This window comes from Vreelandella maris (assembly GCF_013371085.1).
Taxonomy (GTDB): Bacteria; Pseudomonadota; Gammaproteobacteria; order Pseudomonadales; family Halomonadaceae; genus Vreelandella; species Vreelandella maris.
Window position 1 is genome coordinate 115,872 of sequence record NZ_JABWCV010000001.1, and the last position, 14,930, is coordinate 130,801.

At 54.1% G+C, this 14,930-nt stretch carries 15 protein-coding genes and 3 tRNA genes; 9 read left to right on the top strand and 9 right to left on the bottom strand.

The features are described from left to right. Window positions 1-18 precede the first annotated feature (18 nt). The 3 genes from HUO07_RS00510 to HUO07_RS00520 all read left to right on the top strand — a co-directional run bounded on the left by HUO07_RS00510 (window position 19) and on the right by HUO07_RS00520 (window position 3,281). The gene (locus HUO07_RS00510; protein ID WP_176301929.1) at window positions 19-2,118 is read left to right on the top strand and encodes a methyl-accepting chemotaxis protein; all 2,100 of its coding nucleotides are present in this window, start codon (window positions 19-21) and stop codon (window positions 2,116-2,118) included. 115 nt (window positions 2,119-2,233) lie between these two features. After that, on the top strand, window positions 2,234-2,803 hold the full coding sequence (locus HUO07_RS00515; protein ID WP_008957362.1) for a DJ-1/PfpI family protein: 570 nt from the start codon (window positions 2,234-2,236) through the stop codon (window positions 2,801-2,803). A 115-nt stretch (window positions 2,804-2,918) separates the two neighbouring features. Next, window positions 2,919-3,281 carry a ribbon-helix-helix domain-containing protein gene (locus HUO07_RS00520; RefSeq protein ID WP_008957361.1) on the top strand — a complete coding sequence of 121 codons (363 nt, stop codon included), beginning with the start codon at window positions 2,919-2,921 and terminating at the stop codon, window positions 3,279-3,281. A 41-nt stretch (window positions 3,282-3,322) separates the two neighbouring features. Here HUO07_RS00520 and HUO07_RS00525 read toward each other — a convergent pair whose 3' ends face one another. Further along, complete coding sequence (locus tag HUO07_RS00525; protein ID WP_176301930.1) at window positions 3,323-4,090, bottom strand: DUF1499 domain-containing protein; 768 nt, start codon at window positions 4,088-4,090, stop codon at window positions 3,323-3,325. Between the two features lie 120 nt (window positions 4,091-4,210). On the opposite strand from HUO07_RS00525, the gene HUO07_RS00530 reads away from it, so the two are divergent. Further along, window positions 4,211-4,558 (top strand): hypothetical protein, encoded by a 348-nt coding sequence (locus HUO07_RS00530; protein WP_176301931.1) that lies wholly within the window; start codon window positions 4,211-4,213, stop codon window positions 4,556-4,558. Here HUO07_RS00530 and HUO07_RS00535 read toward each other — a convergent pair. Both HUO07_RS00535 and HUO07_RS00540 read right to left on the bottom strand, forming a co-directional pair. Further along, on the bottom strand, window positions 4,555-4,788 hold the full coding sequence (locus HUO07_RS00535) for a DUF3820 family protein (RefSeq protein WP_176301932.1): 234 nt from the start codon (window positions 4,786-4,788) through the stop codon (window positions 4,555-4,557). The genes HUO07_RS00530 and HUO07_RS00535 overlap by 4 nt on opposite strands. A 30-nt stretch (window positions 4,789-4,818) precedes the next feature. Further along, window positions 4,819-5,703 carry a LysR family transcriptional regulator gene (locus HUO07_RS00540; RefSeq protein ID WP_176301933.1) on the bottom strand — a complete coding sequence of 295 codons (885 nt, stop codon included), beginning with the start codon at window positions 5,701-5,703 and terminating at the stop codon, window positions 4,819-4,821. A 134-nt stretch (window positions 5,704-5,837) separates the two neighbouring features. On the opposite strand from HUO07_RS00540, the gene HUO07_RS00545 reads away from it, so the two are divergent. Next, window positions 5,838-6,263 (top strand): VOC family protein, encoded by a 426-nt coding sequence (locus tag HUO07_RS00545; protein WP_176301934.1) that lies wholly within the window; start codon window positions 5,838-5,840, stop codon window positions 6,261-6,263. A gap of 62 nt (window positions 6,264-6,325) precedes the next feature. Here the strand turns inward: HUO07_RS00545 and HUO07_RS00550 are convergent, their stop codons facing one another. Next, the gene (locus HUO07_RS00550) at window positions 6,326-7,219 is read right to left on the bottom strand and encodes an AraC family transcriptional regulator (RefSeq protein ID WP_176301935.1); all 894 of its coding nucleotides are present in this window, start codon (window positions 7,217-7,219) and stop codon (window positions 6,326-6,328) included. Window positions 7,220-7,467: 248 nt separating this feature from the next. On the opposite strand from HUO07_RS00550, the gene HUO07_RS00555 reads away from it, so the two are divergent. Continuing rightward, on the top strand, window positions 7,468-8,529 hold the full coding sequence (locus tag HUO07_RS00555) for an NAD(P)-dependent alcohol dehydrogenase (protein ID WP_176301936.1): 1,062 nt from the start codon (window positions 7,468-7,470) through the stop codon (window positions 8,527-8,529). Between the two features lie 117 nt (window positions 8,530-8,646). On the opposite strand, the gene lnt is transcribed toward HUO07_RS00555, so the two are convergent. The 5 genes from lnt to miaB all read right to left on the bottom strand — a co-directional run bounded on the left by lnt (window position 8,647) and on the right by miaB (window position 14,259). Beyond that, on the bottom strand, window positions 8,647-10,128 hold the full coding sequence (gene lnt, locus HUO07_RS00560) for an apolipoprotein N-acyltransferase (RefSeq protein ID WP_176301937.1): 1,482 nt from the start codon (window positions 10,126-10,128) through the stop codon (window positions 8,647-8,649). A 63-nt stretch (window positions 10,129-10,191) separates the two neighbouring features. Next, the gene (locus HUO07_RS00565) at window positions 10,192-11,091 is read right to left on the bottom strand and encodes an HlyC/CorC family transporter (protein ID WP_101145639.1); all 900 of its coding nucleotides are present in this window, start codon (window positions 11,089-11,091) and stop codon (window positions 10,192-10,194) included. Between the two features lie 150 nt (window positions 11,092-11,241). Beyond that, window positions 11,242-11,742 carry an rRNA maturation RNase YbeY gene (ybeY, locus tag HUO07_RS00570; RefSeq protein ID WP_176301938.1) on the bottom strand — a complete coding sequence of 167 codons (501 nt, stop codon included), beginning with the start codon at window positions 11,740-11,742 and terminating at the stop codon, window positions 11,242-11,244. After that, the gene (locus tag HUO07_RS00575) at window positions 11,739-12,818 is read right to left on the bottom strand and encodes a PhoH family protein (RefSeq protein WP_176301939.1); all 1,080 of its coding nucleotides are present in this window, start codon (window positions 12,816-12,818) and stop codon (window positions 11,739-11,741) included. The genes ybeY and HUO07_RS00575 overlap by 4 nt, the downstream gene beginning before the upstream one ends. Window positions 12,819-12,915: 97 nt before the next feature. Beyond that, entirely contained in the window at window positions 12,916-14,259 is a 1,344-nt protein-coding gene (gene miaB / locus HUO07_RS00580; protein ID WP_176301940.1) for a tRNA (N6-isopentenyl adenosine(37)-C2)-methylthiotransferase MiaB, read from the bottom strand. Between the two features lie 181 nt (window positions 14,260-14,440). On the opposite strand from miaB, the gene HUO07_RS00585 reads away from it, so the two are divergent. The 3 genes from HUO07_RS00585 to HUO07_RS00595 all read left to right on the top strand — a co-directional run bounded on the left by HUO07_RS00585 (window position 14,441) and on the right by HUO07_RS00595 (window position 14,791). Continuing rightward, window positions 14,441-14,516 (top strand) — tRNA-Asn (locus HUO07_RS00585). Between the two features lie 58 nt (window positions 14,517-14,574). Next, window positions 14,575-14,650 (top strand) — tRNA-Asn (locus HUO07_RS00590). Between the two features lie 65 nt (window positions 14,651-14,715). Continuing rightward, window positions 14,716-14,791, top strand: a tRNA-Asn gene (locus tag HUO07_RS00595). Window positions 14,792-14,930 lie beyond the last annotated feature (139 nt).

Sequence of the window (14,930 nt, forward strand, 5' to 3'; positions counted from 1 at the left end):
CACAAGTGAAATCAGATAATGAAAAAAACGTTAAGTATTAGAGCCATGTTGATCAGCCTGTTCCTAGCGGCAGTGCTTGGCGCCGTGGTGCTAGCAGCAACAGGTTGGACCACTAACCAGCGGCTTATCGACTCGCAGCGCTATATTACCGGTGAGGTTTTACCTCTTCAGGACGCCAGCCGGGGCATGGTACTCACGATGGGGGCATTTGGTCAGCGTCATGCAGATCTACTTGCCACCGAAAGCGCCACTGGCCTTGATGAGGTTACCGCTCAAGCTAGCTTGGATGAACGTTTTCAAACCGCCCGCCAACGGCTTAGTGGGGTTGAACACGCAGAGGGCTTAAGTGAGCTGGATAGCCATTATCAAGCATTGCTTGAGGGCGATACGGCACTTGAGGCGGTGCGCCGTGAAGAGTTGAGCCTGCAAACACAAATGGCCGAGCGTATTAGTGCGATGCAAGCTCTTATTTCTCAAGTGATGCTTAGTGCCGAAGACATTGCCGGACGCACCGCGTTAGCCCAAGTACGCAGTGACCGTGACCAGCGTGAGTTGATGGAAGCCTGGCGCGAAGACGGCATGACGACACTGCCTACTACGCTTCTGGATAATATGTTTACCGCACAGGCGGACATTGGGCGTTTGAGCGGTAACGCGCGCATGGCACTCGCGCAATTATCTGACCTTGGACGTCAAATGATGCAAATAGAGAGCTCCGATGCGCTGGTCAATTTGCGTCATAATGAAATTGCCCAGCAGGTCGGGCTTGCTCGTCAGTCGTTGGCGGCAATCGCCAGCGCCCCCAGTACCGAAGTAGAGCAGCGTGCGCTAATTAATAACCTTGATGAGGTTATTGTCGAGCTGCAAGGGCTGATGGTGTCTGATGATAACGCTGTTTATGCGCTTCGTTTGCAGCAGCTTGCACTCCATGAACAAGTACAAGCGGCGCTCACCAATGTCGCTCAAGCCATGGCGCAGATGCGCTCGGCGTTAAGTGACGTTGAAGCGTATACCGTGGCACAGGCTGACAGTGCCGCGACCCAGGCGGAAACGTTAGCCAATGCTGGCCGTTCGTTACTGATTATGGTCACACTGATTGTGATTGCGCTGCTTGCTATCTTTGGCTGGCGCACAATGGTGCGTGTGTTGGGCCCGCTCGTGGCAATGCGCCGCCAGATGGAAAGCATCAGTGGCGCTGCTGGCGAGAACGCTGATCTTTCCAAGCGTCTTGAGCTTAAACGCAACGATGAAGTAGGCCAGACGGCTCAAGCGTTTAATAGCATGATGGATACTTTTGAAGGGATGGTGGCGCAAATTCGTGAAAGCGCTGAAGCCATCGCGGCGAGCAGCCGACAGATTGCGGCAGGCAATGAAAATCTCTCACAACGAACCGACCAGCAGGCAGCGTCGCTGGCTGAAACGGCCTCAAGTCTTGAGCAGATTACCGCTACCGTGAAGCAAACGGCTGAGTATGCTGACCAGGCGAAAGACGCCAGTGGCAACGTTGATCAGCGCGCACGTGCTGCAGGGGATGTGTCAACGCGTACCACGGCGGCAATGGGCGATATTCGTGAGGCGAGTGAAAAAATCACCTCTATTATTAAAGCCATCGACGATATTGCCTTCCAAACCAACTTGTTGGCGCTAAATGCCTCCGTGGAAGCCGCTCGGGCTGGCGAGCAGGGGCGCGGGTTTGCTGTGGTGGCTCAGGAAGTGCGTAAGTTAGCGGGACGCAGCGCTGAGGAGGCGGCCCAAATTCGTCATTTAGTAGACGACAGTGTTGCTAAGGTGAGCGAGGGCGAGCAACTCGTCAACGCATCCAGTAAGCACCTTCAGGAGATCATTGATAGCCTGGGTGAGGTGACGCGCTATGTTACCGAGATCGCTGGAGCGACCCACGAACAGTCGGCAGGCATTGACCAGATCAACCAAGCGATTTCGCAATTGGATCAGGTGACGCACCAAAATGCCCGCTTGGTACAAGAAGCCACGACAGCCAGTCATACACTGGATGATCGTGCGGGTGATATGCATTCACTGGTAGGGCGCTTTCGGGTAAGCGATACGGCAGGACAGCGTCATCTGTCACTCCCACAGAAGGAAGAAATTACAACGTAGTAAGCAATTACTACCTGCTGATGGAAAGCGCTTGCTAGTCTCATCTTACACGCCTCGCGTGTGCTCACACACTCGATCAACAACCATAAGATAAATAGGTAAAAGGAGTACTGAGATGAGCAGCAAGCGCATTTTAATGATCACCGGCGATTTCACTGAAGACTATGAAACCATGGTGCCGTTTCAGGCACTTATGGCCGTCGGCCACCAAGTAGATGCTGTCTGCCCTGGTAAAGCCTCGGGCGATACTGTGGCAACCGCGATTCATGACTTTGAAGGTGATCAAACCTATTCTGAAAAGCCTGGGCACCGCTTCGCACTGAATGCTGATTTCGCCAGCACTAACCCTGCCGATTACGATGCCCTGGTGGTACCAGGTGGCCGCGCACCGGAATACCTTCGTCTCAACAAGGAAGTCCTGACGATGGTTCAGCACTTTTTCGAGACCAACAAGCCCGTGGCGGCCATCTGCCATGGTGCGCAGCTATTGGCAGCTGCAAAAGTGCTTGAGGGCCGGCAGTGCTCCGCTTACCCGGCCTGCCAACCGGAGGTAGAACTTGCCGGTGGTCACTTCGCCAATTTGGAAGTGACTGATGCGGTGACCGATGGCAACCTGGTCACCGCCCCCGCGTGGCCTGCCCACCCGGCATGGCTGGCGCAATTTATGGCATTGTTAAATAAGTAAAGCTAGCCGCACTATCATAATTACCTTTGCGCCCGGCTTTTGCCGGGCGTTCTGCGCTATTGCCCACTATATTGATAGCGTGAGCCTGAGTGGACTACTCGAAGAGGCAACGCCCATGTGTAAACTCTTTATTCAAGCTAACCCCGAGCTGTGGCGCAGTGCGACGCACTCGCTGCGTATCGATGGCATGGTCACCAGTGTGCGGATGGAAAACTACTTCTGGCACATTCTCGAAGAGATCGCCCAGCGAGATGGAATGAATACCGCCCAAATGATTACTCGGCTGTATCATGAATCGATCGATGCTGGGCACGATTTGGGAAACTTCACCTCGTTTTTACGCGTTTGCGCCCTGCGTTACCAAGCGCTTCAATTGAGCGGCGATATTCCAGTCCAGCACCAGGTACCCATCGCCACCCTGGACGCGGAGCAAATTTTAGCGCGTGAAGCTGGCAACAGGCAGGACTCCTTACATTAAAAACGGCGGCTGATAAGGGGGCTGGAAAAGAAGTAGAGCCGTTATTCGAGCCGTGCTTCCAGCGCACTTAAAAATTCTTCAATACGTGCTGCATTGGTGCCCACATCGCTTGCGCCCAGGCGTGATGCCGAGCGCATATCGACCTGTACACCATTGTCCAGCTCGGTTAAGCGAATAACCACGTCATCCTCAAAGCCAAACCAGCGCGTGGTTGCGGTGGCCTCTATGTGATTGTCGGTAATTCTGGCGATACGCCAGCCAGACTCTTCCGCCGCTGCTTGGGCAGCTGCCAGTACGGTTTGCGGAGAGTCATCTACGATTATCGGCTTGATGTGAGGGTAGGCTGCTCGCTGTTGCTGGGCGGTTGCCTCACCAGGGTAATCGACCGCGTTAGGGGCAGCACGCCGTGCGTTGGCTAAGGCTTCAAAAGCAGGTGGATTCTGGGTGTCGGTGGTGATGTCGTGAATGGCCGGTACCTCTTGAGCACGTTGCCAGTGCTGCCAAGGCACAAAAAGCAGCGCCGCCGCAGCGATAATGACCAGCGAGGCCATCAAGGCTGATGTGAAGCGACGAGCCAGCATGCTCAGCAGCAGCGTAATGATACTGACTGCCACCGCTCCACCAGCGGCATAGACGCCGTTACGTAGTAAGTTAAACGCCTCGCCCAGGCTGATAAGTTCGCCCCGATAAGCCGGGCCAGCACCCGCCATCATCAGTACCGCCGCTACAAGCAGCAGAATGGCTAAACCTGCCAGTATACCTGGCCAGCGGCCACCGCGTGGGTGTGACGCTTTCAGTTGCATTGCCATGTTCTCTCCTTGCCACATCGTATTCAGCGATTCTTTTGAGCTATCCTTTCCAGCTATTCTTAGCACAAATACAACGCCAATTGGCAATCTGAACGTTTAATACCTGACGATAGGATATACATGACCGATCACGTAACCGCTTTACGTCAGTTGCTTCTCAGCGCACCGCAAGAAGCCCTGCCAATGACCTACAAGCAGGTGGCCACCGAGCTGGGGCTGACGCCGCCACGCACCATTGGGCAAGTTACCCAAGCGCTTGAGCAGTTAATGCGTGAAGACGCCGCGCAACAAACACCTTTTATCGCCGCCTTAGTCGTCAGCCGCCGGGGCGATGGGTTACCCGCTACGGGCTTTTTTGAGTTAGCTGTCGCTTTAGGTCGTTTCCCCAAAGACCCGACCCTCCACGAGTCGGCTTACCGGACTGAGTTTCAGCGCGCCATAAACGAGCGCGACGATTGCCAGCGTTAAGTTTCGCCACGATGGCTAGGCTTTTTACGCAGCGGGTCAAGCAGCGGGCCAAGCCCGTTGTGATCGATTTCATGCATTAGATGCAGCAGCTCACCAATCTCGCCAGAAGGAAACCCTTCCCGGGCAAACCAGTTTAAATAGGGCCCGGGGAGGTCGGCGATCAGGCGGCCCTCATACTTGCCAAAGGGCATGGTACGGGTGACTAGCTTTTCCAGATTCTCTGGTTTCATGCATTTACTCCTGTGGCCTTAAATGGTGGGCTAAACACGATTATCAGGTTGTTGTGCCGTTTCGCCAATCAATTGCGCAAGCGCTCGGGCGGGTTCGCTCAAATGACCACTGGTAGGATGAATTAGTCCTATATCACGATGAAAGGTACGCTCGCCTAAATCAATCGCACGCACGCCGGCTGGCCAACGTGAGTGGGCGATGGCCTCGGGCACCAGGGCCACGCCTACCCCCTTGGCGACCAGCTTAATGATCGCTTCCAGTTCGTCGACTTCGCACACCTCACGCACATTGCAGTGGTTATCTCGTAGGAAGCGCTCCACCTGCCTGCCCCCAAAGGAGGCACGGTCGTAGCGGATAAACGGCTGGTTGGAGAGCAGTTCCCGCCATTGATCGCCGTTGATATGCGGTGGCACGATTAACCGAAAAGGCTCGTGAGCTAGGGGTGTCCAGCGCAAATCACTGTGTAGCGAAAAGGGCGGGCGAATTATCACTGCCATATCCAGTTCGCCAGCGTCGACCTGATTGACCAGTTCCATGGAAAGCCCCGGTACCACGTGGGTACAGCAATCGTGATAAGCGTGATGAAAGCGCGCGAGTGCATCAGGCAGTAGCGAGCGCTGGATGGAGGCGATGGCGCCGATATTGATCCGTTGTGTGGCTGGCTGGCCTGACATGGATACGCCCAGCGTGCTATACAGCGTTAGCAGGGCGTGGGCTTGCTTCAACGTCTCTTGCCCTCGCTGGGTCAATATGGCGGCACGCCCTTTGCGTTCAAACAGGGCAAGGCCTAGTTCTCCCTCAAGGCGTTTCATCTGCGCACTGACCGCTGCTTGAGTCAGGCCAATTTTTTTACCCGCTGCGGCAAAGGTGCCTTCCTGGGCAACCGCGATCAGCGTCTTTAGCTCACGGATCATTGATAAATCCTTTTTGTGAATCAGCCAAATAGTTATTGATTTTATTTTCCCATGCGCCGCCCTAAGATGAATACACCGTGGTGGCTTAAAGTGCCACCGAGTCTGAATAACACCCACCTATGTTGGAGATGACGATGAGCCTTTCACCCTTTCATTTAGCCATTCCTGTTTACGATGTGGCACTGGCGCGAGCGTTTTATAACGATGTCTTTGGCCTGGAAGAGGGGCGTTCCAGTGAGCAGTGGGTCGACTTTAACTTCTTTGGTCATCAACTGGTCATTCATGAGCAGCCTAAAACGCCGGGGCAAGAGAGCGCTCATACCAATCCCGTGGACGGTCACAACGTTCCAGTACCGCATTTCGGCGTGATTTTGCAGTGGGATGAGTGGGAAGCCCTGGCCGAGCGACTGAAAGCGCGGGATACACAGTTTGTGATTGAGCCTTACGTACGTTTCAAAGGCGAAGTGGGCGAACAGGCCACGATGTTCCTGCTCGACCCTTGCGGAAACGCCCTGGAGTTCAAGGCGTTCAAAGATATGAGCCAGGTTTTTGCCAAATAAATTTTGCAAAATAGACTTTGCCAAATAAATTTTGCTCAATAAGCCCTGCATTGAATTTCGTTTTAAGCGCGTAACGCCTGTTCCTGTCGACGATGTTGAAGCGGAGGCTCGCCAAAATAGCGCTTATAATCGCGGCTAAACTGAGGCACGCTGCGGTAGCCAACCGCCGCAGCGGCCTGATTGACGTTGTGGTTGTCCTGCAAAAGTAACTGCTGGGCTTTGATTAAGCGCAGCCGCTTTAAGTACTGAGCTGGTGACGCGCGGGTAATCTGCTTGAAGTGCTGGTGAAATGTCGACGGACTCATATTGGCCTGGGCTGCCAGCTGTTCAATGCTAAAGTCTTCAGCAAAATTGGCATGCAGCCTCGAAAGTACTTGCACGATGCGCGAATAGTTGCCATGCCCCAATACCAACGCCCTTAACGCCTGGCCTTGCTCCCCCTTTAATGCCTCGAATACCACGTCACGAATACGCGCTGTGCCCATCGTTTTGCACTCAACAGGCGTATGCAGTGTGTTCGCCAAACGCTGTACGGCGTCTTGCATACCCTCGGTCATGGCGACCGATGCCATTGGCAGTGGCGTTTGGTTCTGTTGTACCGCCTCGCCCATGGCGGTCACCATTTCGCTCAACAGCGCCGGGTCCAGGCGTACTGATATGCCCAGCAGCGGGGCTTCCGGTGAACCGTAAGTTTCGCACTCAAACGGCATGGGCAGCGTTTGAACTAAATAGTGGCCGGGGTCGTAGTGGATTTCACGATCGCCCAGATACCCCATCTTTTGCCCCTGGGCAATAATGGTCAGGCTTGGTTCATAGAGAAGCGGCGTACGCACTTGGTGGCGGCTTAAACAGAGTAACGATACGCCGGGCAGAGTCGTTTGACTGATACCGTCGCTTTTAATGAGTGGTGCAATAACAGCAGCCAGCGCATTGCCAGCCTGAGCGGTGGAGGCCATGGGGTTCTCTCTGGTTTCTGGTGGCTTTTGCATAATCATAGCGATTTTAAGCTATTTTTCGTTATTTTATTACGTGCTATCGGAGTAATTGGCAAAAATGACGTAGCTTCGTTCATCGCTATCCTTACGGATTAGGCCAATACTGTCGGCATACCTCGCACGCGAGGAAATGTCTGCTGATTTTGAAAGTTGGTTTTGAAAAAAACAGCTTTTAAGTCTAGTTGCGAAGTCAAGATGGAGCCCCACCGATGAGCCAAGCCAAATCCTATGCAGCATTTGCTGCGGACAAACCGTTAGCACCGTTCAGTTTTGACCGTCGCCAGCCGCGCCCGGACGACGTGGCGATTGAAATTCTCTACTGTGGCGTGTGCCACAGCGACCTTCACTTTGCCCGCAATGACTGGGGAATGAGCCAGTACCCTGTCGTCCCCGGCCATGAAATTGTCGGCCGCGTGACCTCGGTCGGCGATAAGGTTTCACGTTTTAAAGCCGGTGATTTAGTCGGTGTTGGCTGCATGGTGGATTCATGCCGTACCTGTGCCGCTTGTAAAGATGGCGTAGAGCAGTACTGCCTGGAAGGCTTCACCATGACCTATGGCAGTGAAGACCGCCAAGATGGCACCATAACCCAGGGTGGCTATTCCGACTCCATCGTAGTGAGTGAGCACTTTGTACTGCAGATGCCTGATGGCATCGATCTAGCCTCAGCAGCGCCGATTCTTTGTGCCGGTGTGACGACCTATTCACCGCTCAAGCATCATGGCGTCGGTAAAGGCCATAAAGTTGGTGTGATTGGTATGGGTGGCTTAGGCCATATGGGCGTTAAACTGGCTAAGGCGTTGGGTGCGGAAGTCACCGTATTCACCCGCTCAGATGCCAAGGTTGAAGAAGCTAAGCGCAACGGTGCTGACCACGTGGTGGTTTCCAGCGACCAGGCGCAGATGGATGCCGTGGCTGAAACCTTCGACTTTATGCTCGACACCGTACCCGTACAGCATGACCTTAACCCTTACCTGAAGTCGCTGAAGTACGACGGTACGCACATTATTGTCGGTTTGCTTGAACCTATTGAGCCAGCCATTGAAGCCTTTAACTTGGTCTTCAAACGTCGTGTGGTTGCCGGTTCGCTGATTGGCGGCATTGCCGAGACCGAAGAGCTGCTTAAGCTGTGTGCTGACCAAGGCATTACCTGTGATATCGAGATGTTGGATATCAACAACATCAATGAAGGCTTTGAGCGCATGGAAAAAGGCGATGTACGCTATCGCTTTGTGATTGATATGGCGACGTTGAAAAACAGCGCTGCCTAATCTATTGGCATTCACTTCCCCATAGCGCTAGCTTGAACCAACGAAATGGCCCGCGTCCTACAAAGGACGCGGGCCATTTTGCTACGGGCGAGTACTATGTATCAGCTTTTTTACGTATCAGCTTTTTACGTCACGTTTGCTGCGTGCGGCAACAACGGCGGGTAAAAGCAACAAGCCTGCTAGCAGCCAAGCGGGCCAACTGCCTGTGCGGGTAAACGGTGTCAAACCTTCCATGGCGTAGAACTCACCGGTTATCAGTGTGGTTTCGAACTGCGGGGCGCGCTCCACGATATGGCCTTCGGGGTCGATAATCGCCGTAATACCGTTGCTGGTAGCGCGGACCACATAGCGGCCATTCTCTAGCGCTCGCAGACGAGCCATCTGCAAATGCTGGTGGGGGCCGATTGAGGCACCAAACCAAGTGTCGTTGGAGACCGTCATTATCACACCGCTGTCTTGGGCGCGGCGGGCGACCAGCTGTGGGTAAATAATCTCATAGCAGATCGCATTGCCGATATTTATCCCCGCGGCCTGCATGGGTGTTTGCTCGTGCTCGCCTTTGATAAAGGTCGACATTGGAAGGTCAAAGAAATCGATCGCCCCGCGGAGTACGCTTTCCAGCGGCAAGTACTCACCAAAAGGCACTAAGTGCTCTTTCTGGTAGCTGCCTTCTACGTCGCCTACGCCAATCACGCTATTGAAATATCGCTCCTGTTCGTCGCGCTGCACGATGCCGGTGAGTAGGGCGACATCGGGCGGCAGGTTCGCTTGCACCCGTTCCAGCACCGGTCGGGCCTGGGTCTCCATCATTGGCAGGGCGGTTTCTGGCCAGATGATCAGGTCAACGTCGTCGGCAACTTCGCGAGTCAGTTCGCTGTAGGTGTTAGCGGCCTCCCGTTGCCCTTCAGGGGTCCACTTCAATAGCTGCGGCAGATTACCTTGTAACAGGGCGACACGGGTGGGCTCGTCTGCTGGCGTGGTCCACTGCTGAGGCAATGCCAGCGGGACTAGCCAAATAGCTGCCAGTGGCGCGAGTGCCCACCACCGACGGCGCAGCAGTAGTTCAGCACCAAGCGCACCGCTAAGTGCTACTAATAGAGAAAGCAGGTAGACGCCCCCAACGGGCGCCCAGGCGGCTAGTGGTGAATCGACATAGCCAGAGCCCAGCAGCAGCCAGGGAAAGCCGGTAAACAGGTAGGTACGTAGCACCTCGCCCAATACCCAGGCGCCCGCAAAGCTGATAAACGCGAGCCGAGCGGATGTGAAGCGGCGATAGAGCCAGAAGGTGCCGGCAAAAAACAGCGCCAAAATCGTCACGAACAGCACAGTTAGGAAAACGGCCAGTGGTACACCGGTATAGCCATAATCGTGAATAGAGACATACACCCACGAAGTGCCGCTGGCGAAGAGCGCCACGCCATATAGCCACCCCTTTAGAGCCGCCTGGGCGGGGGTTAACGTGTGCAGGCCCGTGTAAAGTAAACCAATCGCCACCGGGCCAAGCCACCACAGTTCAAACGGTGAGGCCGTTAGGGTGGTGAATCCACCAGCAACCAGGGCGGCAAGCAGCTGTAACAAAAACGCGGGGGGGAAACCCATAGCGATGACCTATCGTCGGTAAATTGCGAGAAAGCGGATAGAGAGCAGAGTGACGATCAGCGACTAGGCTGGCTTGTTCTCCTGGTCATCGTCTTCTTCGTCATCACGACGCGTGTCACGGTAGGCTTCGAGTAGACGAATGCGCCGGGTGTCAGCATTGAGGATCACAAATCGCCAGCCACCAAGAATGGTATGTTCTCCGCGCCGAGGCAGATGGCCGAACTGTTGCATTACCAGGCCGCCAACAGTATCGAACTCATCGTCGGAGAACTCAGTGTCAAAGCGTTCGTTGAAGTCTTCGATGGGGGTTAGGGCGCGAATGGCAAAACGGCCATTTTCGATCTCGCGGATATCATCCTCTTCGTCGGTATCGTGTTCATCTTCGATGTCGCCGACAATCTGCTCAAGGATATCCTCAATGGTGATAATGCCCGCAGTACCGCCATATTCGTCAACGACGATGGCCATGTGATTATGGGTATCACGAAACTCTTTGAGCAGGCTGTTAAGGCGTTTTGACTCAGGAATAAACATCGCCGGTCGCAAGATATCATCAAGCTTGAAAGCGTCACGCTGAGCCTGCGTTTGGGAGAGTAGCGGTAACAGATCCTTTACCAGCAGAATACCTTTCACATCATCCAGGTTTTCACCAATCACCGGGTAGCGGGAGTGGCCGGTTTCCTGAATGAGTGGTAGGTAGCCGTCGCTGGTTTGATCCAGCGCGATGGCGGACACCTGGGAACGCGGTATCAGCACTTCGCGTACTTGCTGGTCGCTGATTTCAAGCGCGCCTTCGATGATCATGATGGCGTCTTGGTCCAGCTTTAGTTTTCCTGCGGTATGGCGTAAAAACGTCATCAGCTCATCACGTGAGCTGGGTTCGTCATTGTCTCCGGAAAGGGCGCCAAAGATTTTCTCGAGCCAGGATTTTTGATTGGGGTTGCTCGATCGGTCTTCGCTCATGCGTCAATTCTCTCGTTTGCGGGCAGACAGTTGCTATCTTATTTACGGCGTTGTCAGGTGGCTGTTTTATCACCGATGCGGGGGATAGTACCAGATTCGTTGTTACCTGAATTAACGCACCCACTATCAAATAATAAAAACCCAAAGCGTTTAGCCATTAATGCCATCGGAGGTAGTGTCAGCATATGGGTCGGGAATGTGCAGCTCAGCCAATAGTTCGCGCTCGAACTGCTCCATTTCTTCTGCTTCCTGATCATCAATATGATCGTAGCCCATTAAATGCAAGATGCCATGCACGACCATATGAGCATAGTGATGCTCAAGCGGTTTACGCTGCTCGCGAGCTTCCTGAGCCACCACGGCGTGACAAATCACGAGATCACCCAGTAGCGGTAATTCAACCCCGGGCGGGCTCTCAAAGGGAAACGACAGCACGTTGGTGGTTTTGTCTTTGCCCCGGTAGTCGCGGTTAAGCGTCTGACTTTCTCTCTCATCCACGAAGCGGATAGTCACTTCCCGACGTTGGTCGTCGGGGTGGTGCGCAAAAACACAGCCCACCCAGTGGGTGAGCTGTGTCAGAGAGGGTAGCAGGGGTTCGTTGATCGCTGCCTGACGATCAATTATTAGCTCATCAATCGTAGGCTCGTTCATCGCGAGCTATCCCAGGAGCCTTCTCGCGTTTGCATGCGGGCATCACGTTCTTGCTGGCGCACTTCACGGCGGGCACGCTCTTCCACTTCTTGCTGAGACTCGAACATGTCGTAGGCTTCGATAATGCGCTGAACCAACGGGTGGCGAACCACATCCTTGGCGGCAAAGTGGGTAACGCCAATGCCTGGGGTGTCTTTCAATACGTCGAGCACCTGAATCAGCCCTGAACGCTGCCCCTTGGGTAAATCGACCTGGGTCACATCGCCGGTAATGACGGCGGTAGAACCAAAACCAATCCGGGTCAGGAACATTTTCATCTGTTCTGGCGTAGTGTTCTGGCTCTCATCCAGAATGATATAGGAATTATTAAGCGTGCGGCCACGCATGTAGGCCAGCGGGGCGATCTCAATTACCTGACGTTCAATCAGTTTGGCCACCTGTTCAAAACCGATCATCTCGTACAGAGCGTCATAAAGAGGACGCAAGTAGGGGTCGATTTTCTGGGCCAGGTCACCAGGTAGAAAGCCAAGCTTCTCACCCGCTTCGACGGCAGGGCGCACAAGCAGAATGCGGCGTACTTCCTGTTGATTGAGCGCTTCAACCGCCGCAGCGACCGCTAGATAGGTTTTGCCTGTGCCCGCCGGGCCAACACCAAAATTGATATCGTGTTCGCGGATGCTGGACACATAGCGCTGCTGATTAAGGCCACGCGGTTTGATCATGGTGCGCGGCGTGCGCATGATCACTTCGTCGCTGTTGCCGCTACCATCTTCTTCATCTTCTATCGCTTCTAGCCCTGATTCCTGTAGGAACAGGTGGACGGTATCGGCTTCAAGTTCGCTGGATGCCGTTTCGCGGTAGAGATGTTCCAGTACGTTTGCCGCTGCTTTAATGCGATTGGCGGGGCCCGCCAGTTGGAACACATTGCCTCGGTTGCGCAGCGTCACGTCCAGGCGGCTTTCAATCAGCTTCAAATGCTCGTCCTGCTGGCCGCAAAGGCTAGCAAGGCGCTGCGGATCATTGGGTTCAAGGCTTAAGGTGATGATGCGATTGGCCTGAGGTGTTGGCTGGCTCAAGAGTGGGGAACCCCTCGTTAGTGTGTGTATCGTTCAGCTTACTGCCCCGCCTGAAGCGGGGCAATGACCTGTGTTAATGGCGGTGCTAAGTGAACGTTTAATAGCGCTCGGGTGAGGCCAGTTCGCCGCGCAGCGAATTGGGGAAGGCCTCGGTGATCTCCACATCGACAAAGTAGCCGATTAGCTCGGTGGGGTTGGCGGCACGGAAGTTCACCACGCGGTTGTTCTCGGTACGCCCTGAGAGTTGGCCGGGGTCGCGGGGCGAAAAGCCGTTAACCAGTACACGCTGCGTGCTGCCCACCATACGGCGGCTAATTTGCGCGGTTTGCTGAATGATCCGCTCCTGCAGAATTGCCAGGCGCTGCTTTTTCACGCTTTCCGGTGTTTCATCCGGCAGGCCAGAAGCAGGTGTGCCGGGGCGGGCGGAGTAAACAAAGCTGAACGAGTGGTCGAAGCCAATCTGGTGAATCAGGTTCATCGTCGCTTCAAAATCTTCTTCCGTTTCGCCGGGGAAACCGATAATGAAGTCTGAAGAGAAGCTGATGTCTGGGCGGTTGGCGCGGATACGCTCCATCTTTTCGATGTACTCCGCCGCCGTGTGGCCACGCTTCATGGCGTTAAGAATGCGGTCTGAACCCGACTGTACCGGCAGGTGTAGGTGGCTCACCAGCTCGGGGATATCCGCGAAGGCGTCCACAAGGCTGTCGGTAAACTCAACCGGGTGCGAGGTGGTAAAGCGCACGCGATCGATCCCGTCTACAGCCGCCACACAGGCAATCAGCTCGGCCAGGTCGATCTCGTCGCCAAGCTGATTCTCACCGCGATAGGCATTCACGTTTTGGCCCAGCAGATTGATCTCACGCACGCCCTGATCGGAAAGGTGGATGACTTCATCCATAACTGCTTCAAAGGGGCGTGAAACTTCTTCGCCACGGGTGTAAGGAACCACGCAGAAGGTGCAGTACTTGGAGCAGCCTTCCATGATCGATACGAATGCAGTGGCGCCATCGGAGGAGGGCTTGGGCAGATGGTCAAACTTTTCAATTTCAGGAAAAGTGACATCCACAGCGGCAATCTGATTATTGCTGCGGGCATCCAGCATCGAAGGAACGCGGTGGAGGGTTTGTGGCCCAAATACCATGTCCACATGCGGTGCGCGCTTGCGAATGGCTTCGCCTTCTTGGCTGGCCACGCAGCCACCTACGCCAATCACTAGATCGGGGTTGGCATCTTTAAGTTTTTTCCAGCGGCCCAGCTGATGAAAAACTTTCTCCTGCGCTTTCTCGCGAATCGAGCAGGTGTTTAACAGAATGACATCGGCTTCACGCTCATTATCAGTGAGTTCGAGCTGGTGAGATTCGCCGAGTAGATCCGCCATGCGGGAGGAGTCGTACTCGTTCATTTGGCAGCCGTGCGTTTTGATGAAGAGCTTCTTCGCCATCGGTACCTGTCATCTATGAGTCGTCAAGGGACGAGGATGAATGGAGTGTCGGATAGTGGGCCATGCCACTTTTGGATATCCCCATTATACGGGCACAAGAAACCTGGGGCTAGCATTCGGCCATAATCGATACTTGACCATCACATTTCAATGGGTATACTACGCACCGTGTTTGAGCAGTTCCTCGATAGCTCAGTTGGTAGAGCAAATGACTGTTAATCATTGGGTCGCAGGTTCGAGTCCTGCTCGAGGAGCCAATCTTCGCTACCGCTTTAAGGCGAAGGGCTTTGCTTAAAACACGACAACTTATGATGTTCCTCGATAGCTCAGTTGGTAGAGCAAATGACTGTTAATCATTGGGTCGCAGGTTCGAGTCCTGCTCGAGGAGCCAAGTTGTAATACCGTTAGTCTCTTTTAACTGCCTTTTTACGGTTTGCCGTTTTGGTAGTGCATGATTCCTCGATAGCTCAGTTGGTAGAGCAAATGACTGTTAATCATTGGGTCGCAGGTTCGAGTCCTGCTCGAGGAGCCAATTAATTCCCCCTGCTTATTTGCTTTTCATTAGCGCCTAGTTTTCTCTGCGTTGACTGAAAGCGTTCATTTCTAGTGTTTCCTTTTCTCCTTTGCTATACCCATTGCCAGCTAATGCACAGGCGGTTTTGTTGTGTCTG